Raw genomic sequence first — 26,400 nt, forward strand, 5'->3', positions numbered from 1 at the left:
GGTCAGCGCATGATAATCGTGGCGTTCTTACGCAGCTCGTCGACATATTTCTTGCTGTCCGGATCCCCCGTTTCCTTTTCAGCGGTCTGAAGGTCCTTGGCCTCGTACATCACCTGGGCGGCGAAATCGTCCGATACTTCCCTCTTCTTGCAGACCGCCAGATATTCGATGCCCTTGTCCGTCACCTTCACCGATGTGGTGCCGCCGAGCGGCACCTTGATGACGTCGTCCTTCCAGGCATCGGGCAGTTGCGGCTCAAGGATGCGGCCGATATCGCGGATGGAGACATCGAGATAGCCGGCGGCGAAGGCTTTGGCCTGAGCACAGCCCGGATATTTTTTCCGTGACGCTTCCGCCTCTGCTTTGCGCTTGGCCTCGATCTTGCCGCGCTTGGATTCAGGCACGACGAAAATCACCTGCTGCAGGAAATACTCGTTCGTCTTCGGCTTCTGGCCGTTGTCCTGTTTCAGCCGGGCGATGAACTGAGACTGGGTCATGCGGTTGCCGTTCGAGCCGAAGCGGTTCTGGACCGTACGCGGCCAGCTCATCTGCACGCCGACATAGCCCTTGAAATGCGCGACTCCGATGCCTGCCTTGTCGAGAATCATCGACAACTGGGCCTCGGTCATCTTGTTGTTCTTGGCGAAACGTCCGAAGGCGGCATCGACTTCGTCGGTGCTGACCGACGTGCCGGTGCGGATGATCTCAGTGCGCATCAGCACTTCGTTAACCATTTCATCGACAGCCAGCTTCGGCAGATTGCCTTTCGTCCGGCGGAGTTTGAGGAAATTAATGCGCTTGGCGACGTCGCTGTTGGTGATGACGATGCCGTTGACGATTGCCTTGATCTGGTCGCCGCTGCCAGCTGCCACCGACATGCGCGGCAGGGCCAGCGAAGCGAGAAGCAGGCAGAGTGCACCGACGATCAGCAGGTGCAGTTTGGCCGGTTTCGCAAGCATCGTCATCCCTTCAAAGTCCGGATTGTGGGCGCAATACGCCTTTTGCTGCTGGAATTGCACATTCCTTGCGGCAAAACAATGTCATTGCTGCGCATTGTTGATGGCGGACATGCCCGGCAGGTAATCGAGAGCCACCGTGCCGGGCAAAGCCGGATCGCCGACATTGACGTCGCCCAATGTGCGGAAGGAAAGCCTGGCGCCGATTTGCCAGTCATTGGCTGTTGTATCGGCGATGTCCTTCGTCTGGCTGAAGCCTATCGCAAAGACGGTGCAACTGTCGTCATAACCTATGCCAAAACCGCGGCGGCTCATGATATTCTTGTCCAGGTCCCAAGTCATGGAACTATAGACCGTCCAATTGTCCTTGATCTTGATGCTGCTGGTAGACTGGATTTCGTCACTGTCAGTTGGATAGCCGTAAAGCGGTTGCGCCGCGATGCGCGAATAGGTGAGTTCGGCCTGTACCCGCTTGCCGTTGAAACCGATCGTCGAATCGGTCCGGCGGATGTCGAAGGTCTTCTGGTCCGCGCGGCCGCCGAACGACACCGAAAGGCCGTTGGGCGCCTCGATGCCGGTGGCGCCGACAAAATCGGACACTGCAGTCTCCAGGCCGGAGTCGGCACCGACATAGACCAGATCATGGCTGGCGAAGGAATTCTGGCCGGCCAACTGGTAGGACTGTCCGAACACGCTGCGGATCGTATAGCCACTGTCGAAGGTGCCGGTATAGCGGAAGCCGACATTGGCGCGCGTGCCGCCCTCGACGCGGTCATAGCCTGAGAACTTGTCTTCCGAAAACAGGTTCGACGCATCGAAGACGAAGGCCTGTGCATCCTCGTTGGGGAGGGCACCGGCCAGTTGCTCGTTGGGGCGGGCGAAGACCTGCACGATCGGCTCGATGATGTGACTCGAACCGTCTGCCGTCAGCAGGATCGGATAGCGCGCCTCGATGCCGGCGGTGAGCATGTAACGCGTGGCGTCGGTGCCGGTGTAATAGTCGCCGCTATAGTCTCTGCCCGGATCGTTGGTGCCGAGGCTGAAGCCGTCGCCGCGGGCACCGAGGATCGGGGTCAGCACCAGCCCGCCGGGCACGATGAATGTCCGCCGCCATTCGACATTGGTGGTGAAACGGCTCGACGTGCCAGCAAGACCGGGAAAGCGATCATCACGATGAAGTAGATCGATGCCGTTGACATCGGTGACTTTGTCGGTGGTTGTGCGCGTCAGGCTCTGGAAGTTCACCGTCGCGCTGAGTTCGCCGCCGAGAATCGGATTGGGGCTGATGTAATTGTAGTCCATCACCGGATGGACGACAGCCTGCTGCTTCTCCGCCAGATTGCTGGGATCAGCATCCTGGACGTCAAAATAATAAGAGCGCATGTCGAAATAGTTACGCTGGCCGATACCGGTCAGATAAATCTGATTGGTTTGTGTGGCTTCCGTCGCGTTGAACAGCGAATAGGTTCGGGCAAAGTTGTTGTCCGATTGCCACATCGCGTTCCAGCCGAATGTCCAGCGCGGATTGATGGCGAATTGCGCCGTCGAAGATATGCCGACGCGTTGCTTCTCCTCGTAGTCGGATGTATCGGGCGTGAACCTCTGTCGGTTGAGCTGGTTGATGCCGGCGACCTCGAGTGTATGGACGCCGCCCCAGAATTCCTGGCGGAACTCCGCATCGAGCAGCGCACCCTGCGCCGTATAGCCCATCACAGTCAACGTCGCGTCCGCATGCGGGCCGAGCGTCTGATAATAAGGAATGCCAAGACCGAAGCCAAGATTCTGCGACGAACTCATGCGCGGAAACAGGAAGCCCGACTTGCGCTTCACCGTGCTGTCGGGCAGTTCCAGGACCGGGATATAGGCGATTGGCTGGCCGAACAGTTCGAAATGCGCGCTCTCCAGCCGGACGGTATGGGTTTTGCCGTTTTCAATGATTCGCTCCGCCTTGACCTGCCAGAGCGGCGCCTTTTCCGGATGTTCGCGGCAGGGTTCGCAGGCCGTATAGACGCCCTTGTGCAGGATCAACAGGTCCGCGTTGATGCGGCGTCCCTTCACTGCGACGACGCGCGTATCGTCGGTCGATTCGAGCCTGAGCGCCTCGAGGAAGCCGTTGGCGAAGTCATTGGTGACATCGACCTTGTCGGCATAGACACGGTTGCCGCTCGGCTCGATCATCTCGACGTCGCCGAACGCCATCATGCGCCCGTTCTTCTGGTCATATTCGACGCGTTTGGCGACCAGCTTGTAGCCGCCGTAATTGATCTGCACGCCCCCGACCGCGATGACCTTCTTGTTGTCGCGGTTATAGACCAGTTCGGCTGCCGTCAGCTCGAGTTTGGCGTTTTCGGGAACCGTCGTCACCGGCTTCGGCGAAGCGGCCGAGGCCATGTATGGCATGGATATGCACAGGCCGAGCGCCGCCGTCCCCGCCAGGAGAACGGCCCGCAGCCTCTTCACAGTCTTGCGGTCGCCTGCCGCCACTAACCATCCTCCTGATGCAGCAAGAGTGTCGTCCCCAAGAACATTGCGACCACCACTGGAATCCAGGCAGCAACGAACGGAGGAACAACGCCGCTGCTTCCGAACGCCTTCACCAATACACTGACCACATAAAGCACGAAGCCAGCTGCGACGCCACCCAAAATCATGCTCTGGGATTGATTGAACCTACTGAATTTTAACGACACTGTTGCTGAAATGAGTGTCATGGCAATGAGCAGGAAAGGCATCGACATCAGCGAATGGAACTGCGTCTCTAGCGCATTGGTTGAGACGCCGAACGAATGCGCGGCCCTGATCTTGGCCGGAAGGTCGAGAAAATCAACGCTCTCCGGCTCGGTCAGCCGTTCCTGGACGAACTCCCGTTTCAAATTGGTACGGACTTCCGCCGTCGGCTCCACAACCGGGATTTGACCGGGCCGGGTTTCCGTCACCTTGGTAAGAAGCCAGTAACCATCTTTTAATTTTGCTGTGGCTGCATCCTGTCTCAAAACGATTCGGCTTTGCGGTCCGAAGTGGATGAAGACCGCATCGTTGAGCGACGTGCCCCCATCGGCCACCGTCTGGGCGCCGATGATCACGTCGTCGCTGCCGACGATCTGCCGGAGCCAGGGGATGGGTTGGTTGCGGCGGGTGAGCGGTTTGGTGGCTGCGCTGTCGAGATCGATTTGCTGCGCGGCGCGCTGACCGGCGGCGGCAAGCGGGTTGAGCACGAAGAGCGCCACCAGACCGGTGATGACGGCGCCGCTGACGAAAGGCATCATGAACTGCCAGGCAGATATGCCCGCCGCGCGGGTGACGACCATTTCCTGCCGGCGGTTGAGCGAAACCAGCGTCGTGATACCGGCAAGCAGCATCACGAACGGTACGGTCTGCTGCAGGATCAGCGGCACCCGCATCGTCGTCAGGATGAAGGCGTCGAGCAAGGTGAAGCCGGGAATATTGCTGCGCGCGCCCGACGTGTTGATGAAATCGAGCAGGAAGATGAGCGCCGTCACCCCGAGGAAGAACCAGAAAATGGTCATCAGGTGGCGTTTGAGGAAATAGCGGAAAAGCGTTCCCGATATCATTGGGCTGCCCCCGCACTATCCGGGTGGGGGCCACGCAGGCGCATGATCGCTTGCGCGATCCCGTCGGCGATGTTGTGGAGCGGACTGGCTCTCCTCAGTTGAGACGTGGCGCGATAGACGCCGAAGGCAAGCAGCAGCGTCACCGAGCCGACGAAAACATAAAGCGGCGCCGGCGAGGCATGCGGGGACTCGATGCGGTTGGCGAGGAAGAAGCTGATCCAGCGGAAGACGAAGGCGAAGAGCAGCGCCGGGATCAGCGGGTGCACCATCCGCTCCCGGTGCGAATGCGCACCGCCGGCCAGCGACAGCGCCGCCAGCGCGAACGTGATAGGGAAGAACCAATCGGTCAGCCGACGGTGCAGTTCGGCGCGATATTCACCCGGCCGGGTCTGATAATCCGGATCCTTGGGGTCGGGATTGAAGAGAAAGCTCAATGTCCGGTCGCTGGCGCGGAACCGCGCCTGTCCGCGCGTTTCCGATAAGTCTGAAAGATCGAAGGAATAGGAATCGAAATGGACGATCGAGACGGTGCCGCCTGGCGCCTTGCGATGAATCTCGCCGTCCTTCATGATCAAGGTTCCGCCCTTGTCGTCGACCGCGCCTTCACGTGCGTAATAAAGCATCTCGTATTGCGGGTCGCGCGAGTCGGCGACGAACAGGCCCTTGAGGACGCGGCCCTGGACGCGTTCGGAAATCTGCACATAGAGATTGTCGTCTATCCGCCGGAAGGCTTTCTCCTCGATCACCGTGGAGAGAAGGTCGGCATAGGTCGCCGCGATCGTCTCGCGCATGCCGATGCGCGATTCCGGTTCGACGAAGTTATCGATCAGGAACGAGGTGACGCAGAGCAGTGACGCGAGGAAAAGGATCGGACGGTAGATGATGCTTCGCGGTGTGCCGGCGCTGTCGATGACCGCCGATTCCGAATCGTTGTTCATCGTTTGCAGCGTCTGCGTGACGCCGATGATCAGCGCAAAGGGGATGACGACGGGGATGATGGTCGGCAGCACATAGGTGGCGAGCATCACGAAAGAGCCGATCGACTGGCCGCTGTCGGTGACCAGGTTGATGCGCTGCAGCACCTGAGTCGTCCAGATGATGACCAGCACAGGGACCAGCGCTATCAGAAACATCCGGAAGACCCGGCCGAATATATAGGATTCCAGCAGCGCCATAGAACATCCATTATTCGACGGTCGACCAGCCTCTTCCGCGAGGAAGGCGGCAAATTTGCGATTTGGCACTTTTGCCGCTGCCGATCAAGGGGCGCTGCGGCAAACATTTGGCTCCGTCCGATGCGATGTGATAGGTGCAGATTGCGCCGCCTATACTTGGAGATGTAATAGGTATCGCATGAAGTCGCTTGTTCGACCCCGCGGCTGGCTTGCCGCGGACCGAGCCTAGCCCATACGCGATTCGGCGCCTGACTGCGGCGTCGACGCGGATATTCTTCGCCAATTCATATCATCGAGCAATATCGAGCAGAGAAGCCTGTCGGGAAATTGGACGGGAATTGTCTTTTGGTAAGAAGTGCGCGGCGACCGGGCGTCCATGCGGCGCAATCCCAAGTTTGTTTCGACATTCGGACCGCTTTTTGATCTATCGACGCTTGCAAACTCGTAAGCATTGTTGATGATTGGATTCGCTGATTTCTCATCCTTAGGTGCCTCCCATGCCATCGCCGTTCGAAATTTCTTTTGCGCGCTCTGTCCGTCTGTCGGGTGGAACCGCCGTGGTGCTGAAATTTTCCGACGGTGACGGGATATCCGGTGCGGATGCGATCGGGGCCGGCGAGGCTCTGCAGAAGGCGGCGCGGGTCGCGAAGTTCAAGGCCAAGAAGCTGACGAAGCTCGACCTGATCGCCCCGGGCGAGTCTCCGGCCGATCGCATCGTCGTGCTTGGGCTGGGCCCTGCTGCCGAACTGACTGCCCATGACTGGCTGAAATTCGGCGGCGTGGTTGCCGCCGCGATTGACGGGACCGATCGGGTAACGGTCTATATGGACGTTCCCGGGGGCGCCATCCATGCCAAGGCGACGGCGGATTTCGCTCTCGGCATGCTGTTGCGCAGCTACCGTTTCGACAAATACAAGACCAGCCATGATGACGGCGACGAGGCAAACAACAATCGCAAGGCAGCGCGCGTAACGCTCGTAACCAGCGGTTCCATTCTCGCTAAGCGTGCTTTCGAGACCGCGCAGGCTGTCGCCACAGGCGTCAACTTCGCCCGCGATCTGGTCAACGAGCCGCCGAACGTGCTTGGACCTTCGGAATTCGCTGCCCGGGTCAGGGAACTTGAGCCGCTGGGCGTCGAAGTCGAGATTCTCACCGACAAGGAGATGCGCCGGCTCGGTATGGGCGCGCTGCTTGGCGTGGCGCAGGGTTCCGTCCGGCCGCCGCGGCTGGTCGTGATGCAGTGGAAGGGGGGCAAGCCGAAGGATAAGCCCTATGCTTTCGTCGGCAAGGGCGTCGTCTTCGACACCGGTGGCATCTCGATCAAACCGGCAGCCAACATGGAGGAGATGAAGGGCGACATGGCGGGCGCCGCTGCCGTCACCGGCCTGATGCAGGTGCTTGCCGCGCGCAAAGCCAAGGTCAATGCGGTGGGCGTGATCGGTATCGTCGAGAACATGCCTGACGGTAATGCCCAGCGTCCGGGCGATATCGTCACCTCGATGTCGGGGCAGACGATCGAGATCATCAACACCGACGCCGAAGGCCGGCTCGTGCTTGCCGATGCCCTCTGGTATGTCAACGACCGTTTCAAGCCCGCCTTCATGATCGATCTGGCGACCCTGACCGGCGCGATCGGCGTCGCACTTGGCGCCTATCACGGCGGCCTGTTCACCAATGACGACACGCTGGCTGCCAACTTGCTGATCTCCGGCATCACGGCGCATGAGCGGCTCTGGCGCATGCCTCTCGGCCGCGAATATGACAAGATGATCGACAGCCGCTTCGCCGACATGAAGAATACCGGCGGCAGCCGCCAGGCGGGCGCCATCACGGCCGCCCAGTTCCTCAAGCGCTTCGTCGGCAACACGCCCTGGGCGCATCTCGATATCGCTTCGATGGCGATGAGCGCACCGAATGACGAGATCAACACGTCCTGGGGCACCGGCTATGGCGTCCGCCTGCTCGATGAGCTAATCAGGAGCTACTACGAGAATTGATTGTCCCCGCAACGTAGCGGCGGCCAATGGCAGGTGGACGGAACGCCGTGGACATCCTCTTCTACCATTTGACCGAAACTCGGGTCGAGGACGCGCTACCGGGGTTGCTCGAAAAGAGTATCGAGCGCAGCTGGCGCGTGGCAGTGCAGACGGTTGACACGGAGCGCTCGACCTTCCTCGACAATCATCTCTGGACCTGGCGCCCGGAAAGCTTTCTGCCGCATGGAAAAGCCGGCGAGCCGTTTGAAACTGAGCAACCGATACTCATCGTCAGCGATGACGGCAACTCCAACCGGGCGGATGTCCGCTTCCTTGTCGACGGCGCCGAGCCGCCCGATCTTTCCGCCTACCAGCGCGTGGTTTTCATGTTCGACGGTCATGACGAGGCCCAGCTGACGCTGGCGCGCGGCCAATGGAAGAAGCTGAAAGGCGAGGGCCATTCACTCTCCTACTGGCAGCAGAACCAGGACGGGCGCTGGGAGAAGAAGGCATAGGCGCCATGGCCGGGAATGGGCACCTGCAGGTCAGGCCATACCGGCCTGAAGATGCGCCGCTGTTGGGAGACATCTTCTATCGCGCCGTCCGTGAAGTGGCGTGCCGCAGCTATAGCCGGGAACAGGTCGAGGCATGGGCGATCTTTCCGCCGCCGGCCGAATTTTACGAGCGCAAGGCAGCCGACGGACGCTGCTTGCTACTGGCCACCGATCGCGATGATCGGCCGGTGGCCTACGGCGACGTCGAGCGGTCCGGCCATATCGACCACCTGTTCTGCCTGCCCGAAGCGATCGGCACCGGTGCAGCCTCACGCCTCTACGACCAGCTTGAAGTGCAGGCGCGCGCCTGGAATTTGAAACGCCTGTTCGTCGAGGCAAGCGAATTCGCCCAGCCGTTTTTCGATCACAAGGGTTTCGTCAATCTCGGCCGCAAGGATTTCATCATGCGCGGCGCGCAGATGCACAATTATGATATGGAGAAATTTCTGTAGTCTTGCTTCAGTGCCGAGCAGTTGGACCAACTCAGCCTTCATGTTGGAGAATATTGACCAACCGCCCGAAGGGGTCTTTGACAAAAAAACGCCGCACACCCCATGGCTCGGCGGTGACAGGATAGGCGATCTCGAAACCGGCATCGATCATCCGCCGGTGGATCTCATCGAGATTGTCGACCTCGACGGAAAGGTCCGGCACCGGCGTCCCCGATCCGCCTTCCCGGGCGAAGCTCACCTGTGGCACCATGTTGCCGCCCGCCGCATAGGTGACAATCCAGCCGTGATCCATGACCGGATCCAGGCCGAGAATCTCGCCATAGAACCGTCGCGCCGCGCCCGGATCGGCGGCTTGAAAATTGGCGACGATGCGAAGCACTGCCATCGGCCCGGCCTCAGCTCAGCGTGATCGTGTCCTTGACACGTGGCCGCATGATATAGGTCTTGCTGTAGGAGTAGGATGTGACGCCGGTCACCGGTTTCAGCAGGCTGGAAAACGGCGTGGTCAGTGAATAGGTAGCCTTCACCGCAATCAGTTGCACGCCCGCCTCGGCGATATTGGTGGGGATGGTCACCGGTGAAGCAGAACCCTTGGTGAGCGCCGTGGTGTGATAGGCACGCGCCCAGTTGACCGTGGTGGTGAGATTGGTGGCCACATCCAGCACCGTCATCTGGATCTGCAGGTTGGTACTGTCAAATGGCTGGATGATCGTTGCCGTGCCGGTGACGATCGCGTCGAGATCGGACGTGGTCCATGCCGATTTCTGCGAGACCATATCGCCCAACGTGCTGACGATCTGGTCCATCTTGCGCGACACCATCAGCGCCTGCCCGAAATCGACCGTGCCTGCGAGCAGGCCGACGAGCAGCGGGAAGATCAGCACGAACTCGACCGCCGACACGCCGCGCCGGTCGCGGGCAAGCCTGCCCCAGATCTGCCGCAGGCGGCTCTTTGCACACGTGTTGCGATTATGGAAAAGCTTCGGCATCAGAAGGGCTCGTTCTTGAAGAGTTCGGCCGCGCCCAGCACGTAGCGGCCGTCATTCAGCCGCCCGCCGGCGAACGTGTAGAGCTTCAGCACGGGATCGTAGGGCAGAAAGGCCTGGACGAGCACGTAGTCGCCGGAGCCGCCGATATTGAAGTTTTCGCTCACACTGAGCTGGCYGTTGACGATCGGATTGGTTTTCGACACCGACGACATATCGGTAACGACGACGGCGCGGACCAGCAGGCTGCTGCTGCAGGAAAAAGAATAGCTCAACTGGCCGCACAGCGTGCTCTTGAAGGTCGCAAGGCTCCACGAGGCATTCTTGGCCGTGCCGACACGCACCTGTCGCACTGTCTTGTGGAGCGCTGCATCGAGGCCTGAATCGATGAAGAACATCAGCGCAATCTCGATGATGGCGAAGATCAGCACCATGAAAGGCAGCGCCAGGATAGCGAATTCGATCGCTGCGCTGCCCTTTCTGTTGGTGATGAAACGTCGAAAGATCCGCATGCCGTTGTCCTATTGTGTCAGTCGCACCGACCCGAGATATTGCTGAAAGAGTGAGGAAAGGCCCGATTCGATAGCAGTGGGGTCGGCTGCCGAAATGAACATGTCCGAGCTGGAGGCGCAGTCGCCAAGGGCATAGGGAATGTAAGCCTGGCGCGAGGTCGAGGAGCTGACACCCGTGTGCATCGTTCCTCCCCAGAGCGAGGTGAAGCCGCTGGTCTTCATTGTGGCGCCAACGGTTCCGTTATAACCCCAGTCTGTAGCGATCGACAGATATTCGGTGTAGAGCACACCAAACGTCATTCCGGTTCCCTTCAAACCGGCACACCAGCTCGGATTGAGCGGCGAGGTCTTGTACTGGTCCGGGAAATAGGCCGTATTATATTTGACGCAGGTTCCGCTGATTTTCGAGGTGCATTTCCATGTGCCCGTGGGGTTGTTTGTCACCCATGGACGCTGCGATTGGACGCCGTCGGTCATCATCAGCACGAGTTTCAGCGGCTTCGTCGCCGAACTGCCGTCGCCAGCCGTACCGACGAGGCTGGCCAGTGTGGCGAGCGAGGTCTGGAAATCGGTCGTCGTCTGCGACGTGGCGCTGGTCAAGCCCTTGGAATCATCCGTCAGCGTCGACTTTACGGTTGTCATCGAGCTGCTGGGCGCAAGGACCTGGGTTGCATCCGCACCGATCGAATAGAGGCCGACCTTGATGCGTGATTGCGTCGGATCTGCCGCCGTCACCAGGTCCAGGACTTCCTTCGCGGCGCTGACAGCCACATCGGCGCGCAGTTGCACGCCCATGGCCTTGGAAAGTGTATAGTTGTTGGCATAGTAGACGCCATTATAGAGATGGCTTCCGTTTTCCGCGTCATGACATGCAAACACGCACCCGGCGGACGAGTTTTGCATCGTGGTCTGCCCAGAGGACGTCGCTGCGAGCAGCATCGATGCGGACTTATCCAGGACGAGATAAACGTTGAGATAGGATGTCGCGGGTCCCGCCACCGACGTCGCGACGGAGACATTCACCGAATTGATGTTGGCCAGCCCGAGGAAGACCGTCGGTACCACGCCGGTCGCCACCGCGTTGATCGTCCTGTTGGTCTTGCTGATCACCATCGTATCGACCAGCAGCGTGTAGCTGGCCTGGTTGTCGCTGGCCTGCGCGGTGAACCAGTTGCCGACTTCCGTCTTGATCTGTCCCTCGTCGAGACTGTCGACTTTCTTGACCGCAGCAATCAGCGCTACGTCCAGGTCAGCCTGCATCTTCACGCGGACGTTATAGGCGCGGACATAGTCGACGCTGACGCCAAGGCCGACCAGAATCGGCATGGATAGCAAACCAAAGGTGAGCGCAATATTGCCCTCACGATTGCCTGCAAGGCGCGCCAATCCACGGCCCACAACACGGCCCAAGTTCCGGCAATAATTCGATAAGCGGAGAGGCAAGACAGGCTCCGGACGCTAAGCACAACGCCGGGAGGCTAACAGGCAAGGCTTGCGTTTCGGTTAAACGCAGCGCTCCTGGGCGGGGCCTGTCGCCAATTGGCACAGGCCGTCGCCCGACCGGCTCAGTCGTGGAACGCCTCGACCACCTTGCGGCGACCGAGCATGAAAGCATCCGCCACATGTGTCAGCGGCGAGATATCGGCATCCGAAACACCCGCCTTCACAATCTCGGCGAAGCGCCTGTAGAGGTTCGGATATTCCTGTTCCGGCGCCTCGAATTCGAGCTTGTCGCCGAGGAAGAACCGCGCCCCGCCATCGGCGAGCCGCATCTTGCCAGCCTCGGTTTCCGCCTCGATATCCCAGCTCTGCTTGCCGGTCTGGCGCCAGTCGAATACCGCATTCACCGGTAGTTTGTCGGCATTGGAGAAGGTCAGGCTCGCGGCGATCGGTGCATCGCGGTTTGCCGGGAATTCGAGTTCGGCGGCCGTGATGAAAATCGGCTTGGGCAGGATATGCGTGACGATCGACAGCGCATTGATGCCCGGATCGAACACGCCGAGACCGCCCGGCTCCCAGATCCAGGCCTGGCCCGGATGCCAGTGGCGTACGTCTTCCTTCCAGGTCACGGTCATGGATTTGATCGGCGAAGCGGCCAGCCACGCCTTGGCCCGCTCGACGGCGGGCGCATAGCGCGAATGCCAGCTGGCAAACAGCGACACTTTCTTGGCATCGGCCATCCGCTGCAGGTCCTCGACTTCGGAAATCGTCGCACCCGGCGGCTTTTCGAGGAAGACATGCTTGCCGGCGGCGAGCGCTTCGGCGGCGGCCTCGTAGCGGAATTGCGGCGGCATGCAGAGCGACACGGCGTCGATCTCCGGATGGGCGGCGAGCATTTCGCCGATCGTCTTATGGGCCGGAACGCCGTCGACCGTGCCGTGACGGCTGGCCGTCGCCACCAGTTCGAAATCCGGATTCTTTGCGATCGACGGCAGGTGCTGATCGCGGACGATCTTGCCGACGCCGACGATACCGAGCTTGATGGGGGCCATGTCTCTCTCCCAAAAGTATGATTATTGTTGGCGATGTTTAGCAGAACATTGAATTTCGGCAAGCGGTCGAATGCATGAAAATCGGCGCAGCCCTGGCAGAGGCTCTGGCATTCTTACTGGCAGTATGGTCGTTTGAGCGTCATCGGCAAGGGTGGCATCGATGCAGGATTATCGGATAAGGCAGGCAACGGCGGACGAAGTCGCGACCATGATCGAATGGGCGGCGCGGGAAGGCTGGAATCCCGGCCACGACGATCTCGTTCCATTCCGCCTGTCCGATCCCGAAGGATATTGGGTGGGGGAGGCTGAGGGGCGCATGACCGCAGCGATCTCGCTCGTGCACCATCAATCAGGCTATGCCTTTCTCGGATTTTACATCGTCGATCCCGCCTATCGCGGGCGAAGCATGGGCTACAGCCTGTGGCGATCGGTGCTTGAGCGTAGCGGGGCGCGTGCAATCGGGCTCGACGGCGTCGTCGCCCAGCAGGCCAACTACCGGAAGTCCGGCTTTGTCTACGCCCATGCCAACTGGCGCTTTGGTGGTGTGATCGGGCAGGGTGCCGCTGATCCCGATTTTGCCACCATCACACCCATTCACCAGAAAGCGGTCCTGGCCTATGACGCCGCCATGAATCCCTCGGCTCGGCCACGGTTCGCCGCGGCCTGGTACACGGACACGGCGACACGCCACAGTGCCTGCCTGATCCGCGATGGCAAAATCGCCGCGTTGGGCACGATCCGCGCTTGCCGCGAGGGTCATAAGGTCGGCCCGCTCTTTGCCGACGACGAGGCGACTGCGGAACGGCTCTTCCTCCATCTTGTCCATCTGGCCGGCGGCGGCACGATCTATCTCGATATCCCCGAGCCGAATGCGGCAGCCCGTGCACTTTCGGGACGTCACGGCATGACGAGCGTCTTTGAGACTGCGCGCATGTATCGTGGCGACGCGCCGGCGCTGCCGCTTGCAAAGATTTTCGGCATCACCACGTTTGAGCTGGGGTGAGAGCGCCGGCTATTGTCGCACAGCTTTCATCATCGTTTCATATGCCTCGATCAGCGATCGGCAAAAGGAGAGAGCCAATGTCCGAACTCATCGTCTTCGGTTATGAAAGCCAGCAGCAGGCAGAGGCAGCGCGCACGGGCCTCTTCAAGCTCTCCAAGGAATATCTCGTTACTGTCAGCGACGCCGTGGTCGCCACCGCCGAAGAGGATGGCCAGATCAAGCTGCACCAGATGGTCAATCTCTGGGCGGTGGGGGCCAGCGGTGGTGCCTTCTGGGGCTTGCTCGCCGGCATCCTGTTCTTCAATCCACTGATCGGCGTGGCGGCAGGTGCCGCCTCCGGCGCGCTCGCCGGTGCGCTTTCGGACTACGGCATCAATGACGATTTCATGCGCGATGTCGGCTCAGTGCTGCGGCCGGGCCAGGCGGCACTCTTCGTGCTTGCCGACCGCGCCAGTTCTGATCGGGTGATCGAAGCCATGGCGGGCTATGGCGGCACCATATTGCGCACCAATCTCGACCGCACGCAGGAGCAACGCCTGCACGAGATCTTCGATCATGCCCGCAAGAGCGCCATCTCCACCGGCCAACCGGCCGCGACGGACGACAAGAGCTGGTCGGGCGGAGCCTGATCTATTCGATCACGCACCACGCCTGCGCCGCATTGTGCGGATCGGTCCTGAGGCGGAGATTGTGGATGCCCAGCACTTCGTGCAGCGCCACGGTCTCGCCCGGGAAGAGCGGATAATTGAGCTCGTCGAAGGCGAGGATCGCGCCCTTCGGCATGCGCGGGATAATCCGCTCCAGCACGTGCTTCGTCGGCTGGTAGACATCCATGTCGAAGATCGCCATGGCGACGACGGTGCTGGGATTGGCTTCCAGCCAGGTGTCGAACGTCTTCGTCACGTCGCCCTTCACCAGTTCGAACTTGCGCTTGTGGTTGATCGGCGAATAGGCCTCGTGGGCATCGAGCAGTTCGGCGAGCGTCTGCTCATAGTCCTCAGGCGTGCTGAAATCGCCCGCTTCCCAGCCCTGTGCTTTTTCGGCTTCGGTGAGTTCGCTGTTGAAGCCGGAAAACGTGTCGAAGCCGATGATCCGGCGCAGGAAATTATAGGGTTCGTGGATACCGCGCAGATTGGCGAGCAGTGACAGGGTCGCGCCATAGAGCACGCCGAATTCGCAGATCACGCCGGTATTGCCGACGATCTGCCGGTAAAGATTGTCGAAATAGAGGATGCGCGAGATCGACAACCGGTCGGAGAACAACAGCGAATTGTTGAGGTTCCAGATCGGTGTCGGCAACTGACCGCCGATCCGGTCATGCAGATCACGCAGCCGCTGCTGCCGCGGTGTGTTGACCCCGCTCGATCCCGTCTTGTCATGCGTCGACGCGGCAGGCTTTTCGGCTGTCATGGTTCCGTCCGGTGTCAATGATTCCCTGCGGCCACAATAGCTTTGCGGGCGGGGTTTGTCGAACTGGCGGGCACCGTGTTCAAGCCTTGGCCTGCTGTCGGAACAGATCAAGCTCTGCGGACAACAAAAGCTGGTCGAGCGGTGCATAATAAGGCATGATTGCCTCTTGCCGCGAATATTCCGGCCTTCGGCGACGTCCATCTGAACGCTGGCTCACTGTTGCGAACTGCCGAAGGCATGTCCGTGCTGGACAGGTGTTTGCCGGCGACGCTTGACCGTAATAACATTGCCAAGCGGCCAGTTGGATTTTGCATTTGGGAAGATTGTCATGTGGATGCGGATATCAGTGTTTTTGTCGGCGGCATTTTTGTGCGGCCAGGCGCAAGCGGCCAGCTTCGACTGCGGCAAGGCTGCAAGCGCGGACGAAATCGCTATTTGCGCCAATCCATCGCTGCTGCAGGCGGACGACATGGTGAACCAGGCCTATCTGGCCGCGGTTCATGCGGCAGGCAAGCGCACCGCTCGTGCCAAGGCCCAGGAGATGCTTGCCAAACGAAAAGCCTGCGGCAGCGACGTCAAATGCATTGCCGATATCCAGAACCAGACGCTACAGGAACTGCAGTCGATCGCCCAGGATGACAGTTCCCCACTGCCTGATGCAGAAGACATTCTCTACTACGGCTCACGGGCAGGGATGGAAGTCACGGTTCGCAGCCGCCAGGGCATCGGTACGCAGCATGCCGTGATCGTCACCGAGCACACGCTTGCCAATGCGGAGAACTTCTGCCGCGAATATGAGATGACCACCGATCCAGAATGCGTCAAGCAGGAACTGAAGCAGGAGCTGCAACTGACGATCACCGCCGATTGCAACGCAGGCACATTCACAACGTTTTACGGCGCCCAATATGTGTTTCAAGGACGGCGCAAGTCTGCCGACACCGCGTCGAACACCGACTATGTGCTGCGCGAGACAGATGACAACGACAATTCAGAACTCGACGGCAGCACGGCAAGCGGCTACGACGTCGCCATCGACCAGTTCAAGGCGCTCTGCCCGAATCGGTTCTGATGTTTAGCTTGCCGCCGTCTCCAACTCCTGTGAAAGCAGCAGCCACTCCTCCTCGGTATCGGCCAGCTTCTTTCCAGCATTGGCGCGTGCGACAGTCAGTTCGGTGACGCGGTTGGGGTTCCTGGCGAAAATCGCCGGGTCCGCAAGCTCGGTGTCGATGCCCTGGATCAGTCGTTCGATCCGGCTCATCAGTGACTGTAGTTCGTCCACCTTCTTCTTGAGCAAGCTCGGATTGGTGCGCCGCGCCGGATCAGCCTTGACCGGTTCGGCCGCTGGGGCAGCCGCCTCTTCCTTTTTCTTCGCCTTCCTGCCCGCACCGACGACGAGGTCGCGATATTCGTCCAGGTCGCCATCGAACGGTTTTACGGTGCCGTCCTTGACGATCCAGAGCCGGTCGACGGTCGCCTCGATCAGGTGCCGGTCATGGGCGATGAGGATGACGGCGCCGGAATAATCGTTCAGCGCTTCGATCAAAGCCCGGCGGCTATCGATGTCGAGATGGTTGGTCGGTTCGTCGAGGATCAGGAGATTCGGCGCGTCGAAAGCGGCAAGACCCATCAACAGCCGGGCCTTCTCGCCGCCGGACAGGTCCTTGGCCGGCGTATCCATCTTGGCGGTCGAAAGCCCCATCTGCGCCACCCGCGCCCTGACCTTTGCCTCCGGATCGGTCGGCATCAGTCTGCGCACATGCGCGACAGCGCTTTCTTCCGGCATCAGGTCGTCGATCTGGTGCTGGGCAAAGAAACCCACTTTCAAGCCCGGCGCCACAGTCAACCGACCAGCCTCCGGCTTCAAACGTCCCGAGATGAATTTGGCGAAGGTAGATTTGCCGTTGCCGTTCGAACCGAGCAGCGCAATGCGGTCGTCCGTGTCGATGCGAAGCGACATGCCCTTGAGGATCGGCTTGCCGGCCGTATAGCCTACCGAACCGCCATCGACGGTGATGATCGGCGAAGCCGCTTCCTTCTTCGGATCTGGAAACCTGAAACCTTGCACATGGTCGATGACCACAGCTGCGACCGTCCCCATGCGCTCCAGTGCCTTGATGCGGCTCTGTGCCTGCTTGGCCTTGGTCGCTTTGGCGCGGAAGCGGTCGACAAAGCTTTGCAGGTGTTTTCGCGCCGCATCATTCTTGGCCTTGGCCTTCATCTGCAGCTCTTCGGCCTCCGCCTTCTGCCGCTCGAAACTGTCATAGGTGCCGCGGTAGAAAGTGAGCTTCTTTTGGTCCAGATGCACGATCGCATTGACCGCAGAATTCAGCATGTCGCGATCGTGGCTGATGACCATGACCGTGTGCGGGTAGCGTTTGATATAGTCCTCGAGCCAGAGCGTGCCTTCGAGGTCGAGATAGTTGGTCGGCTCGTCGAGCAGGAGAAGATCGGGCTCGGAGAACAGCACGGCGGCGAGTGCCACGCGCATCCGCCAGCCGCCGGAAAAACTTTTGACCGGCCGCTGTTGTGCGGCCTCATCAAAACCAAGGCCGGCGAGGATCGAGGCGGCGCGCGCCTCGGCCGAATAGGCGTCGATATCGGCAAGCCTGATCTGGATTTCGGCTATGCGGTGCGGATCTGTGGCCGTCTCGGCTTCGCTGAGCAGCGCAGCACGCTCCTTGTCGGCGGCAAGCACGATTTCGATCAGTGATTCATCCGTGCCTGGCGCTTCCTGCGCCACCTGGCCGATGCGCGCCTGCTTGGGGATCTGCACGGAGCCGGTCTCCGGCGCCATTTCGCCGGTGATGATCCTGAACAGCGTGGATTTACCCGCGCCGTTGCGGCCAACGAGCCCAGCCTTCGTGCCCGCTGGAAGCGTGACACTGGCATGGTCGATGAGGAGGCGGCCGGCAATGCGGGCCGAAAGTTCGGTAATGGTGATCATGCCCGCGCCTTTAGCCTAAAATCCGGCGGGAGGGAAGTTTCAAGCTGCGGTGCAGCATGTTCGGCTGACGCTCATTTCTCCATCGGATGATCTGACATCAGGAGGCTGGCGTTTCCGGGTGGAATACAGGAGTGAAACTACCCCGTCCTGCGGCGTGAAAAAGCCCACCGCCTGGAGGGGCCAGGGGGTGGGCTTCTCGCACCACTCGGCTTTGGGGGGACAAGATGCCGAGCTTCAACTTGACAGCCTAACGACCCAAAGTTCCGAAGGTTCCGCACTAACCGGCCAGGGCAGTTTTTGTCTCGAAGAAGAAGGTGCTTTCCCATTCGGGATTGATGGTGCAGAGCTGGTTGATGGTCGCAACCTGCTCCAAGGTAGGCCCGCCGCCGCTGTTTTCCAGCAAAATCATGACGCAGCCCTTGCTCCGCGACGCCTGAGCGGCACTCGGATAGAGCATGCCTGTGTCGGTCATGTCGAAATCGTAGACGGCGGGCACGATCCCGCCTTTGAGATAGAATTGGAAGTTCATCTTCCGCCCCGCATCTTATTCCGCCAGGCTCATAAACGTTTGAGAGTCCGCAGGGTTCCTGACAATTGTCAAAAAAATGAAAGGGGCGTGCTTGGGGCGGAGGCGACGGGCTGCCCTCACACCGATGAGGACGGTCTGGATTCCTGGCAACCGCAAAAAAGCGGCCCGCGCCGCGAACCTGGCACGGGCCGAAACTGATCCCAGCACAGACGAAACAAGCCGCACCGATGGAGGAGAACAGAATTATTATTCCGCTCTTCCACGTTGGTTCCGCCCGTATATCACGCAATGCGTGTATTTTATTGAATTTGCTGATTCTTCTGAGGTCAGGATTTCGGATGCTAAGTTAGGGTCGGTTGACGCTTCATGCAAGGGCGGTCGGTTCTGATGCAGCCATCTCGGCCTGAAAACTTAGATTCATTCCCTCTTCAGAGGTGAGGAAGGGCTTTGAATCTCCACGGTCGGATTGCAGTTTTTCAGCATCGCGTTCACAGGCGAGCGAACGGAAGCCAGTCTTCACCGCGTCATCCACTGCAATGGGTCTCCGACCCGAGAGCAGGTATTGAAGACTAATTTCCGCTGAAAATCGGGCAAAACATGCTCATTCTTGCCATTTGTTAAATAATGGAAACTTAAAATAGCTGTGAATGTTGCAGAAATGATTCTATGCACTGAGTCGCGAAGCAGATAACGTCAAGCTTACTCCAGTCTGTAAGAGGGCTCCGGAGCCTTTGTTAAGGGGGAGGCAGGCGGGCCTCCCCCTCTCTATTCTCAGATCTGTTGTGGAAAGATCTCAGAATAGGCAATTTCACCTATCCCTAAAACATTGCGCAAAACTGTCTGAAGCTTCATATCCATATGCATAGCGCGCTGTGCAGGGACAGAGGTGCGCTGCGTAAGAGGGGAGGCTTGAGGTCCGCCGAGCCTCCCTTCGTCGCGAGATCTCCGTGCCATCAAATCTTAGCTGCGACGAAGAAATTCGAGAACAGTCCTGTGATTGGCCGAGTGTCGCTTCGAGCGAGCAAAAATGCTGCCCCGCACTCTGTATTTCGCGTCAGAAAACTTCAGCTGGATAAATTTCATCCGCCGTGCCGAGCAGATCGCTCAAGCCGCCATAATCGGAAAAAGGTCAGGGACCTCACAAAAATCCCCCGACACCGTCATGGCGTCGGGGGAATTTGTCTAGCATGCAACGGATTTGCGGGGCCGTTACAGTTTTCTAATTTGAGGTGTTTTACATTTAAGTCAAATACGATCCGATATTTACGTTAATTTCAAAAATCTGTGCGCAGTGGCGAGCGAAATCATAAGCGAATGTCGGCATCGTCGTGAAGGTTATCCCGCATTGGCAGCGGTTTGGCTTCTGCAATACATCGGTCGCTTGAAAGAGGCGAGCATGACCATCGATGTTTGCTCAATTGTTGCCGACGAGGTGGCGAATGTGCCTTCTCGGATGAAGCCGTTCATCGAAGATAGATGCGTCGATGGCCAACACGCCGTCGACGATCAGGACGAGCATCTTAAAATCTTTTATCGATTAATTTTCGCTCTGAAGCGGATTCATATCCAGCGCATTAACCATTTCCGTCAACAATCGCGTAACCTGTTGGCGAATGGAAATTCGGAATGCTGTACTTGGTTCTATGCTCCGTCACTCTGACTGCGATCAACCTCTGCTATATTATCAGAAAACACCGGATGTTGGACGTTGAAATCCAAAAGGGTGTTGAGCAGAGGCTCTCCGCGAGCGCTTCCATGATCGAACTCGCCGAGTTGAGGGAAGAGCGCATGGTTACGCGCAACCTTCTGCGGGACATTTTGGAAAATGAAGCGCTTATCAAGCACGCGACGGCAATGCCTGATGACGAGAGAGTGGTGCTGCTAAAGTATCGCAAGGACCGCAGGTTTGAACTTTTCGGCGAGACGCTTGCTGTGCTGGGAGAGATGAAGCCGGCGGACGTGAAGTGGCGCAAGGATGCCCGCGTCGGCTGGAGCGCAGCAAAATGAATTCGTAAGGCAAAGCCTTCAAGGCTGCCGTCAAGGCTATCGCCAAATCCATCAATGACACACGGAACAAGCTGCCGGAAGCCAGAGCCTGGCAGGCCTTCATCAAGGCTGGTGAGGACGCCGGCATCGATATTGAGAAGGCGGTATCTGACACGCTCGTGCGTTGAGGCGTGTTGGGTGATGACAGCCAGATCGTTGACATAAGGCTAAAATGAGCAACCCCAGGGAGCATGCCCCCGGGGTTGGTAGCTGTAAAATTGAAACTAGCCAAAGCTACTCAATGCAATGGTTCATTCAGGCAGTGAATTTTCCTGCTGCACAGGTGGATGCCAGCGGTTCGGGCTGTCGATATCCTTGGCGTCGGGAAGGTCTGAACCGGGGTTGTCGAATTTGCCGTTCGCAATGTCGTCCAACGTAACCGGGCAGTGATCGCCGCAGCTCGGCGTTGCGTTCTCGAAATAGCCATCTCTGGGAACTTCGACCGGCTTGATGTTAAGCGGCATGAGCAACGGCAGGACAATGCCGGCAGTCGTGTTGGCCCCGGTGTTCTCATGAGTCGTGTCATTGTCGGTCATCATCTCGCCGCTGCGATTGTTGCTGGGCGACGAAGATACTGCCACTTGAATCTTGACCTTGCCGAGTTCGTGAAAGCCGTTGTGCACGTCCTTGGACGCCTGCTGAACAACCTTCGTTGCCTGCTTCGTAATCCTCGGAATGTTCGGGATTTTTACGTGCACGGCGCGATCAACGCCGCAGCCCAACATGCCGCAAGCATGGGCGGAAATGCTGAGCGACAGCGCGATTGAGGTGGCAATGGCCGTCGTGCCGGCCAGTTTACGCAGAATGAGTAACATGGAATCCTCCCAAAGGGTCCATACGGGGTTACCGATAAGAAGGCAGTCGGCAGCCACGCGTTGTCCCATTTTTGTCCGCGTACGCTGAAAATTGCCGAGCAGCCGAATTAGTTCCCGCCGGATTTATGAATTTTTTGTAACAATCCGGTTGGATTTACGAATCGTGAATTTGGCCGCCTCGAAGAGCTTTCGCATATGCTGCCTGCGCTCGTCTTTCCACCTCACCGCCCTGTCGTGAAACTCTCAAGCGACGTTTACAGGCGTTTCAAGGACTATCCTGATGGTCGGCTCTTCAAATTCCACGGAAAGCCCATGCTGAGACCTGAGACGGGTGTGAGAGGCGTTCGTCGGCGGGCAGGGCTGGATGAAGCGGTCACGCTCTATTCGATCCGGCACACTTGTGCCCGCTGGATGCGTATGGAGGGTGTCGATACGGATGGAGATTGCCAACCAACTCGGCCATCGCCGCCTCGGGTTCGAGATGACCATGCGGTACGCGCCACATGCCCGGATTATCTTTCTAAGAGTCTGTCCGGAAGCAACCCACTGAAATCGCTTGGAAATCCCAATCCAGTTCCCGAATTTTTCAGTCGCCCCGACCAGAAAAATACACAATATCAGCAAGTTAGATGATTTGAGGCGAATTCTCTAAAAACGGTAAGCGACTGAATTCAAAAAGAAAACGTCCCGGACGGACTCTAAGGCTGCGGCGACGCTTGAGAAGCTATGTCGCGCTGCCTTTTTTGACCAGTGTGCGCCAAAAGCGCGCCAGTGACGGTTTTGCCGAACCGACCACTGGCGCGGAATTTCAAAGCCACCGCTGGCCGGCAACACGCTGGAAAGCCACTAGGTCGAGTGTGATTGAGGGCTTGCCAAGCGCAGTCAAAATCATATGGCACTGCCCCCTGTGATGGGTCTGGTGGTTGAAGAAATGAAAAACGGCAGAGCCGAGCTTCTGCGTCACCGGCTCGGGCGTGCTGATCGGCGTATAGGTGAAATTCTCGCCGAACATACTTTCATCAACGCTATCGATCCATGCGCTGATGCGGGCGTCCTCGGCGTCGCGTGCCTGCTTGAGCGCTGAAAGTTCCGGGAAAAGCACGGTGTTGAGCGCCTTGGGCGCTTCGCCCTCGCCGGTGAAGCGGCGCATCCAGATGCGGTCGGCGCAGAGGAGGTGATTGAGCGTGCCCATCATCGAGCCGAAGAAGGCGCCCTTGCTGGCGTTGAACTCTTCGGGCGACAAGTCATCTGCCGCGGCATAGACGACGCCGTTCGCCCAGCTGTTATAGGCGGCAAACATCTGGAAATCGGTTTTCATGACAAATTCCTTGACGGGTTTTGGCGGCATTCATTCACGCCTTTGCGGCCGGATCAACCGACTTTTCGAGATGGTTTGCATGACATTTTTTGAATTGCCGAAACAGCGCCTTTGCGCTCAACTATCGCGCACGAACGATCAGGAGGCGGTGATGGCGAGAGTGCTTTATACTTTATGTGGTGCCGATGCGGCGCGGCGGTTTTCCCCGCATTCCTGGAAGATCGTCATGGCGCTGCATCACAAGGGACTGGAGTTCGAGGAGCGGCCGACGCCGTTTACCGAGATCCCGAAGATCGAGGGTGGTTTTTCGCCCACCGTGCCGGTGCTCGACGACAATGGGCGCCTGGTCCGCGACAGTTTCGACATCGCGGTTTACCTGGAGGAGACCTATCCCGACCGTCCCAGTCTCTTCGGCGGCGAGGGCGGAAAAGCACTGAGCCGCGGCATTGAAGGCTATACGCAGTTCGTCGTCCAGGCGGCGCTGATGCGGATCATCGTCAAGGATATCCATGACGTGCTGGCGCCTGAGGACCAGGCCTACTTTCGCAAAAGCCGCGAGGTGCGTCTTGGCCGCACACTGGAGGAGATTTCCGGCGATTGGGAGAACGAGGCGGCCGCCTTCGCCGCCAAGCTCGAGCCGATGCGGCATGTGCTGCGCTTTCAGAAATATCTCGGCGGCGACGGCCCGCTCTTCGCTGACTATATCCTGTTTGGCGCACTGCAATGGGCTCGCGTCGCCTCGCCGAAGCCGCTGCTCAAGGCCGACGATCCGGTCAGCGATTGGTTCCAGCGCTGCCTCGACCTGCATGGCGGGTTGCCGCGGACGGTAAAGGCTGCGGCGTAGCGGGCGCCTTTATCCCGATGCGGTGATGGCGAGCTTGAGGATCTGTTCAATGTAGCCCTTGTAGGCCACATAGTCCGCAGGTGGTGCGATCGGCACCTTCTGCGGTGCCTGATCGGCTTCGTCCTCGGCCGTCTTGGCGACTTTTCGTCCCATGACCCGCGCCGTCCAGGCATTGATATCGTTGACGGTCATGCCGTTGAGATGCGGATTGGCCTTCATCACGTCGGCGCCGACAATGGTGGAGACGAGCGCTGTCCCCGACGAACTCAGGATCAGATCGGCACCGCCCGGACCGAGGAAATGGGCGAGATAGAGATGTGCTGCCGTGATCGGATGGCCGCGGGATTTAAGATAATCCTCGTTTTCGCGTGCCAGATTGCCGAGCATTTCACGCGAGATCGTCGGATCGGTCCTGAGCGCCAACACCTGCGCCCTGGACAGGCTGCTCATCAGTTCCGGCCGATACGAGCTGATCATCCGGATCCAGGTCGAATCGATGAACTGGCCAAGACCTGTCGCGGATGAGCGTGGGTTCTTCGCATCGCTCTTGCCGCCGCTTTCGACATGGATGATCCGGTTGATCAGGTCCTGGACCGCCTGCGCATCGTTGCCGACTTCGGCGACGTTCATCTGCAGGGGATCGACGGCCTGGCCGTTGCGATAGGCTTCGAAGTGCAGATGTGGGCCGGTTGAATGACCGCTGGTGCCGACATAGCCGATCAGGTCGCCAGCCTTGACTTTCATCCCCACCTTCAGGCCAGTGGCAAACGCGGAAAGATGCGCATAGCTGGTTTCGAAATGCCTGGCATGATCGAGCTGGATATAGTTGCCGAGATTGCCCTTGTCGCCAACGAATTCGACGGTACCGGCATAGGCCGCCCGCACCGGCGTACCGATCGGCGCCGTCCAATCGACGCCCTTGTTCAACAGCACCTTCTTCAGCACCGGATTCAGCCTTGGGCCGAAGGCCGAGGTCATGACGCCTTCGACCGGCATGACCATGCCGTTCTGCGCCGTGGTCGCATTCGTGGTGCCATTCTCGTTGAAACAGCCGAAATTATGCGTGTCGGTGAGCAGCGTTACGTAGCATTTGATCGAACTGTCTGCTCTGTCGATGCTGACAAACAGGATATTGGTCCGGTTACCGTCCTGTTCGCGCGGCGAGGCGGCGTAAAGCAGCGTTACCCAGTCTGATTCATTGGCATATTCGGCAAGGTCATAACTCTTGGAAAGCTGCATGATCGCCTCGCCGGCGATACGGGTGCCGATGCCGTTGCGGATCGCCGCCGAATAGACACCGTCGATCAGCCGGTACTTCTGCACCACTTGCGGCTGGTCCTCGGGCTTCTTGACTGCCGACAGGTCCTTGTCCGCCCAGGGATCGACCGAAGGCATGAAGGTGCCGTCCTGGCTGGCGGCGAGCGCGCCGATATATTTGCCCGGCTCGTAAAGGGCGATCTGCACCAGCCGGCTTTTTCCGGTGCCCGCACCGGGTTGCTGGGCAAAGCGTAGCGCCACCACGGAACCGGCTGTCAGTTGGGTCAAGGAAAACTGCGTCGAAACCGCGTCGCCGGCAAACTTGGCGATCACCGGATTGATATCGCTCTTGGTGAGGAAATCGGTGAGTTCGACATCGCCGGTGACCTGCAGGATGCGATCGGTCGTGGCGCGCTGGCGGCTTGCCTCCGGGATGACATAGGCGGTCGAGACATTGTCCTCGATGGCAGTCTTCTTCCACTTGCTCTCGCCGGGGGCCAGGTTGGAACCGTTGAGTTCGCCCCAATCGTCACGGTCGGTGCCGGCATCGGTGGCGTTTGTCGAGATCTGCTCGGCTTTTGCGGTCGGCTGCTCGCCGGCGTCGTCCGTCCTGGTGTCCTTGGCGATATGGGCAAAGGATTTTGAGTCAGGCTGGACAGGCTGCGGTCTAGCGACTTTCTGGGCTTCGAAGAAGGCGAAATCGCGCTGTGTTGACGGTATTTTCAGCATCAGCTGGGTGCTGGTCGGCAGGATGCGTTCATGCAGCACCGCGACACTGCCGTCGACGCCGTATTTCGCCAGATCGGCCGGCGCGGCATACCAGCGCAGCCGCGAGGACGCCGTTGCATCATCGGGAAGCTCGATCCTCAGCGGCGAGCCGGCGAGATCGATGATTTCGGGCGCGTAAGCCGCGAGCATCTCGGCTTCGGAGGGTTGGTTGTCGTCCGTCACGTCGCTGTCGGTTACTTGCCCACGCCAGGCGAAATAGCCGTAAAGCCCGCCCGAGCAGACGATCGCCGCGAGCATGACAAGCGCCAACCGCCGCCAGAATCGCGTCCTGCGCGATTTGCGGATCTCGCTTCTCCTGATGCTGAAACTGTCGTCGATCCTGTGCATCGCAGCCATAGCGAGACGTGGAAAATAACGGACCGATCGCGCGGTCTACCGGTATTTCCAAGCTTATGCAGTAATCCAGGTTACAGCATGTGCATGCATTGTCGAGTAGATACTTATCCAAGGCCGATAGGTAAATCCCGTAGAGTAGGTTTTGCCCTTTTGCCTTTCCAGTCAGGTTGCCGGATGCTATGTTCGGTTGGCATTCTGTGTCGCCTTACTGAGGAAATCATGGTGGAGGGGCGTATGATACGCATTGGAATGGTACTTGCCGCCGCACTCTTGGCCGCTGGCTGCACGACGACGCCGGCGAAGGCGCCCGAAGGGCCTGCGCTTGTAGGAAAGGTCAAATCCCAGCCTGGCAACTGCTACTATAAGGATGCATCGGGGAAACTCTTCATCTCCCCATGTAAGTAAGTGCCTTCGCTGTCGGCGCACCTTGC

26 protein-coding genes are annotated in these 26,400 nt (G+C 59.1%); 9 read left to right on the top strand and 17 right to left on the bottom strand.

From position 1 onward, the window contains the following. Window positions 1–2 precede the first annotated feature (2 nt). The 4 genes from AC1DYF_RS09545 to AC1DYF_RS09560 all read right to left on the bottom strand — a co-directional run bounded on the left by AC1DYF_RS09545 (window position 3) and on the right by AC1DYF_RS09560 (window position 5,703). Window positions 3–959 carry a SurA N-terminal domain-containing protein gene (locus AC1DYF_RS09545; RefSeq protein ID WP_477876476.1) on the bottom strand — a complete coding sequence of 319 codons (957 nt, stop codon included), beginning with the start codon at window positions 957–959 and terminating at the stop codon, window positions 3–5. Between the two features lie 81 nt (window positions 960–1,040). Beyond that, window positions 1,041–3,440, bottom strand: a complete 2,400-nt coding sequence (locus tag AC1DYF_RS09550) for an LPS-assembly protein LptD (protein WP_477876477.1) — start codon at window positions 3,438–3,440, stop codon at window positions 1,041–1,043. After that, complete coding sequence (lptG, locus tag AC1DYF_RS09555; protein ID WP_477876478.1) at window positions 3,440–4,528, bottom strand: LPS export ABC transporter permease LptG; 1,089 nt, start codon at window positions 4,526–4,528, stop codon at window positions 3,440–3,442. Before lptG ends, AC1DYF_RS09550 begins: the two co-directional genes overlap by 1 nt. Further along, window positions 4,525–5,703, bottom strand: a complete 1,179-nt coding sequence (locus AC1DYF_RS09560; protein WP_477876479.1) for an LptF/LptG family permease — start codon at window positions 5,701–5,703, stop codon at window positions 4,525–4,527. The genes lptG and AC1DYF_RS09560 overlap by 4 nt, the downstream gene beginning before the upstream one ends. Window positions 5,704–6,200: 497 nt before the next feature. Between AC1DYF_RS09560 and AC1DYF_RS09565 the strand changes: the two genes are divergently transcribed. The 3 genes from AC1DYF_RS09565 to AC1DYF_RS09575 are packed head-to-tail and all read left to right on the top strand — an operon-like array spanning window position 6,201 to window position 8,685. Then, window positions 6,201–7,700, top strand: coding sequence for a leucyl aminopeptidase (locus AC1DYF_RS09565; protein ID WP_477876480.1), 1,500 nt, complete (start codon window positions 6,201–6,203; stop codon window positions 7,698–7,700). A 47-nt stretch (window positions 7,701–7,747) separates the two neighbouring features. Further along, window positions 7,748–8,194, top strand: coding sequence for a DNA polymerase III subunit chi (locus AC1DYF_RS09570; protein WP_477876481.1), 447 nt, complete (start codon window positions 7,748–7,750; stop codon window positions 8,192–8,194). A 5-nt stretch (window positions 8,195–8,199) separates the two neighbouring features. Beyond that, complete coding sequence (locus AC1DYF_RS09575; RefSeq protein WP_477876482.1) at window positions 8,200–8,685, top strand: GNAT family N-acetyltransferase; 486 nt, start codon at window positions 8,200–8,202, stop codon at window positions 8,683–8,685. Between the two features lie 31 nt (window positions 8,686–8,716). Here the strand turns inward: AC1DYF_RS09575 and AC1DYF_RS09580 are convergent, their stop codons facing one another. The 5 genes from AC1DYF_RS09580 to AC1DYF_RS09600 all read right to left on the bottom strand — a co-directional run bounded on the left by AC1DYF_RS09580 (window position 8,717) and on the right by AC1DYF_RS09600 (window position 12,675). After that, window positions 8,717–9,070, bottom strand: coding sequence for a VOC family protein (locus tag AC1DYF_RS09580; RefSeq protein ID WP_477876483.1), 354 nt, complete (start codon window positions 9,068–9,070; stop codon window positions 8,717–8,719). 10 nt (window positions 9,071–9,080) lie between these two features. Continuing rightward, window positions 9,081–9,674: a TadE/TadG family type IV pilus assembly protein gene (locus AC1DYF_RS09585; protein ID WP_477876484.1), complete on the bottom strand. Its 594-nt coding sequence runs from the start codon at window positions 9,672–9,674 to the stop codon at window positions 9,081–9,083. Then, on the bottom strand, window positions 9,674–10,183 hold the full coding sequence (locus AC1DYF_RS09590) for a TadE/TadG family type IV pilus assembly protein (RefSeq protein WP_477876485.1): 510 nt from the start codon (window positions 10,181–10,183) through the stop codon (window positions 9,674–9,676). The genes AC1DYF_RS09585 and AC1DYF_RS09590 overlap by 1 nt, the downstream gene beginning before the upstream one ends. A 9-nt stretch (window positions 10,184–10,192) precedes the next feature. Next, the gene (locus AC1DYF_RS09595) at window positions 10,193–11,593 is read right to left on the bottom strand and encodes a TadE/TadG family type IV pilus assembly protein (protein WP_477876486.1); all 1,401 of its coding nucleotides are present in this window, start codon (window positions 11,591–11,593) and stop codon (window positions 10,193–10,195) included. 155 nt (window positions 11,594–11,748) lie between these two features. Further along, window positions 11,749–12,675 (bottom strand): Gfo/Idh/MocA family protein, encoded by a 927-nt coding sequence (locus tag AC1DYF_RS09600; protein WP_477876487.1) that lies wholly within the window; start codon window positions 12,673–12,675, stop codon window positions 11,749–11,751. Window positions 12,676–12,835: 160 nt separating this feature from the next. Here AC1DYF_RS09600 and AC1DYF_RS09605 point away from each other — a divergent pair, with 160 nt between their 5' ends. Continuing rightward, window positions 12,836–13,678, top strand: a complete 843-nt coding sequence (locus AC1DYF_RS09605; protein ID WP_477876488.1) for a GNAT family N-acetyltransferase — start codon at window positions 12,836–12,838, stop codon at window positions 13,676–13,678. A gap of 77 nt (window positions 13,679–13,755) precedes the next feature. Then, window positions 13,756–14,307, top strand: coding sequence for a DUF1269 domain-containing protein (locus AC1DYF_RS09610; protein WP_477876489.1), 552 nt, complete (start codon window positions 13,756–13,758; stop codon window positions 14,305–14,307). Between the two features lies 1 nt (window position 14,308). Here the strand turns inward: AC1DYF_RS09610 and AC1DYF_RS09615 are convergent, their stop codons facing one another. Then, window positions 14,309–15,088, bottom strand: coding sequence for a class I SAM-dependent methyltransferase (locus AC1DYF_RS09615; RefSeq protein WP_477876490.1), 780 nt, complete (start codon window positions 15,086–15,088; stop codon window positions 14,309–14,311). A 213-nt stretch (window positions 15,089–15,301) separates the two neighbouring features. Next, on the bottom strand, window positions 15,302–15,532 hold the full coding sequence (locus tag AC1DYF_RS09620; RefSeq protein WP_477876491.1) for a hypothetical protein: 231 nt from the start codon (window positions 15,530–15,532) through the stop codon (window positions 15,302–15,304). A 25-nt stretch (window positions 15,533–15,557) separates the two neighbouring features. Between AC1DYF_RS09620 and AC1DYF_RS09625 the strand changes: the two genes are divergently transcribed. Beyond that, a complete protein-coding gene (locus tag AC1DYF_RS09625; RefSeq protein ID WP_477876492.1) occupies window positions 15,558–16,160 on the top strand; it encodes a lysozyme inhibitor LprI family protein in 603 nt (200 codons plus the stop codon). A 3-nt stretch (window positions 16,161–16,163) separates the two neighbouring features. Here AC1DYF_RS09625 and AC1DYF_RS09630 read toward each other — a convergent pair whose 3' ends face one another. The 3 genes from AC1DYF_RS09630 to AC1DYF_RS09640 all read right to left on the bottom strand — a co-directional run bounded on the left by AC1DYF_RS09630 (window position 16,164) and on the right by AC1DYF_RS09640 (window position 19,096). Continuing rightward, window positions 16,164–18,035, bottom strand: a complete 1,872-nt coding sequence (locus AC1DYF_RS09630) for an ABC-F family ATP-binding cassette domain-containing protein (RefSeq protein ID WP_477876493.1) — start codon at window positions 18,033–18,035, stop codon at window positions 16,164–16,166. A 277-nt stretch (window positions 18,036–18,312) separates the two neighbouring features. Further along, window positions 18,313–18,564, bottom strand: a complete 252-nt coding sequence (locus tag AC1DYF_RS09635; RefSeq protein ID WP_477876494.1) for a hypothetical protein — start codon at window positions 18,562–18,564, stop codon at window positions 18,313–18,315. A 364-nt stretch (window positions 18,565–18,928) separates the two neighbouring features. Then, window positions 18,929–19,096, bottom strand: coding sequence for a hypothetical protein (locus AC1DYF_RS09640; RefSeq protein ID WP_477876495.1), 168 nt, complete (start codon window positions 19,094–19,096; stop codon window positions 18,929–18,931). Between the two features lie 864 nt (window positions 19,097–19,960). Here AC1DYF_RS09640 and AC1DYF_RS09645 point away from each other — a divergent pair. Next, complete coding sequence (locus tag AC1DYF_RS09645; protein ID WP_477876496.1) at window positions 19,961–20,224, top strand: hypothetical protein; 264 nt, start codon at window positions 19,961–19,963, stop codon at window positions 20,222–20,224. A 95-nt stretch (window positions 20,225–20,319) separates the two neighbouring features. Then, window positions 20,320–20,571 (top strand): hypothetical protein, encoded by a 252-nt coding sequence (locus tag AC1DYF_RS09650; RefSeq protein WP_477876497.1) that lies wholly within the window; start codon window positions 20,320–20,322, stop codon window positions 20,569–20,571. A gap of 290 nt (window positions 20,572–20,861) precedes the next feature. Here the strand turns inward: AC1DYF_RS09650 and AC1DYF_RS09655 are convergent, their stop codons facing one another. Both AC1DYF_RS09655 and AC1DYF_RS09660 read right to left on the bottom strand, forming a co-directional pair. Then, complete coding sequence (locus tag AC1DYF_RS09655) at window positions 20,862–21,425, bottom strand: hypothetical protein (protein WP_477876498.1); 564 nt, start codon at window positions 21,423–21,425, stop codon at window positions 20,862–20,864. 808 nt (window positions 21,426–22,233) lie between these two features. Then, entirely contained in the window at window positions 22,234–22,743 is a 510-nt protein-coding gene (locus AC1DYF_RS09660) for a DinB family protein (RefSeq protein ID WP_477876499.1), read from the bottom strand. 151 nt (window positions 22,744–22,894) lie between these two features. Here AC1DYF_RS09660 and AC1DYF_RS09665 point away from each other — a divergent pair, with 151 nt between their 5' ends. Further along, a complete protein-coding gene (locus AC1DYF_RS09665; RefSeq protein ID WP_477876500.1) occupies window positions 22,895–23,587 on the top strand; it encodes a glutathione S-transferase family protein in 693 nt (230 codons plus the stop codon). A gap of 9 nt (window positions 23,588–23,596) precedes the next feature. Here the strand turns inward: AC1DYF_RS09665 and AC1DYF_RS09670 are convergent, their stop codons facing one another. Next, complete coding sequence (locus tag AC1DYF_RS09670; RefSeq protein ID WP_477876501.1) at window positions 23,597–25,870, bottom strand: M23 family metallopeptidase; 2,274 nt, start codon at window positions 25,868–25,870, stop codon at window positions 23,597–23,599. Window positions 25,871–26,400 lie beyond the last annotated feature (530 nt).

It is taken from the genome of Rhizobium sp. P2_G9 (assembly GCF_056403475.1).

Bases quoted from the DNA above. Each gene is read 5' to 3' on its own strand.
- AC1DYF_RS09545 (WP_477876476.1), bottom strand. From the start codon at position 959: ATGCTTGCGAAACCGGCCAAACTGCACCTGCTGATCGTCGGTGCACTC.
- lptG (WP_477876478.1), bottom strand. From the start codon at position 4,528: ATGATATCGGGAACGCTTTTCCGCTATTTCCTCAAACGCCACCTGATG.
- AC1DYF_RS09560 (WP_477876479.1), bottom strand. From the start codon at position 5,703: ATGGCGCTGCTGGAATCCTATATATTCGGCCGGGTCTTCCGGATGTTT.
- AC1DYF_RS09565 (WP_477876480.1), top strand. From the start codon at position 6,201: ATGCCATCGCCGTTCGAAATTTCTTTTGCGCGCTCTGTCCGTCTGTCG.
- AC1DYF_RS09575 (WP_477876482.1), top strand. From the start codon at position 8,200: ATGGCCGGGAATGGGCACCTGCAGGTCAGGCCATACCGGCCTGAAGAT.
- AC1DYF_RS09580 (WP_477876483.1), bottom strand. From the start codon at position 9,070: ATGGCAGTGCTTCGCATCGTCGCCAATTTTCAAGCCGCCGATCCGGGC.
- AC1DYF_RS09585 (WP_477876484.1), bottom strand. From the start codon at position 9,674: ATGCCGAAGCTTTTCCATAATCGCAACACGTGTGCAAAGAGCCGCCTG.
- AC1DYF_RS09600 (WP_477876487.1), bottom strand. From the start codon at position 12,675: ATGGCCCCCATCAAGCTCGGTATCGTCGGCGTCGGCAAGATCGTCCGC.
- AC1DYF_RS09605 (WP_477876488.1), top strand. From the start codon at position 12,836: ATGCAGGATTATCGGATAAGGCAGGCAACGGCGGACGAAGTCGCGACC.
- AC1DYF_RS09610 (WP_477876489.1), top strand. From the start codon at position 13,756: ATGTCCGAACTCATCGTCTTCGGTTATGAAAGCCAGCAGCAGGCAGAG.
- AC1DYF_RS09615 (WP_477876490.1), bottom strand. From the start codon at position 15,088: ATGACAGCCGAAAAGCCTGCCGCGTCGACGCATGACAAGACGGGATCG.
- AC1DYF_RS09625 (WP_477876492.1), top strand. From the start codon at position 15,558: ATGGTGAACCAGGCCTATCTGGCCGCGGTTCATGCGGCAGGCAAGCGC.
- AC1DYF_RS09630 (WP_477876493.1), bottom strand. From the start codon at position 18,035: ATGATCACCATTACCGAACTTTCGGCCCGCATTGCCGGCCGCCTCCTC.
- AC1DYF_RS09635 (WP_477876494.1), bottom strand. From the start codon at position 18,564: ATGAACTTCCAATTCTATCTCAAAGGCGGGATCGTGCCCGCCGTCTAC.
- AC1DYF_RS09645 (WP_477876496.1), top strand. From the start codon at position 19,961: ATGACCATCGATGTTTGCTCAATTGTTGCCGACGAGGTGGCGAATGTG.
- AC1DYF_RS09650 (WP_477876497.1), top strand. From the start codon at position 20,320: ATGATCGAACTCGCCGAGTTGAGGGAAGAGCGCATGGTTACGCGCAAC.
- AC1DYF_RS09655 (WP_477876498.1), bottom strand. From the start codon at position 21,425: ATGTTACTCATTCTGCGTAAACTGGCCGGCACGACGGCCATTGCCACC.
- AC1DYF_RS09660 (WP_477876499.1), bottom strand. From the start codon at position 22,743: ATGAAAACCGATTTCCAGATGTTTGCCGCCTATAACAGCTGGGCGAAC.
- AC1DYF_RS09665 (WP_477876500.1), top strand. From the start codon at position 22,895: ATGGCGAGAGTGCTTTATACTTTATGTGGTGCCGATGCGGCGCGGCGG.
- AC1DYF_RS09670 (WP_477876501.1), bottom strand. From the start codon at position 25,870: ATGCTCGCGGCGATCGTCTGCTCGGGCGGGCTTTACGGCTATTTCGCC.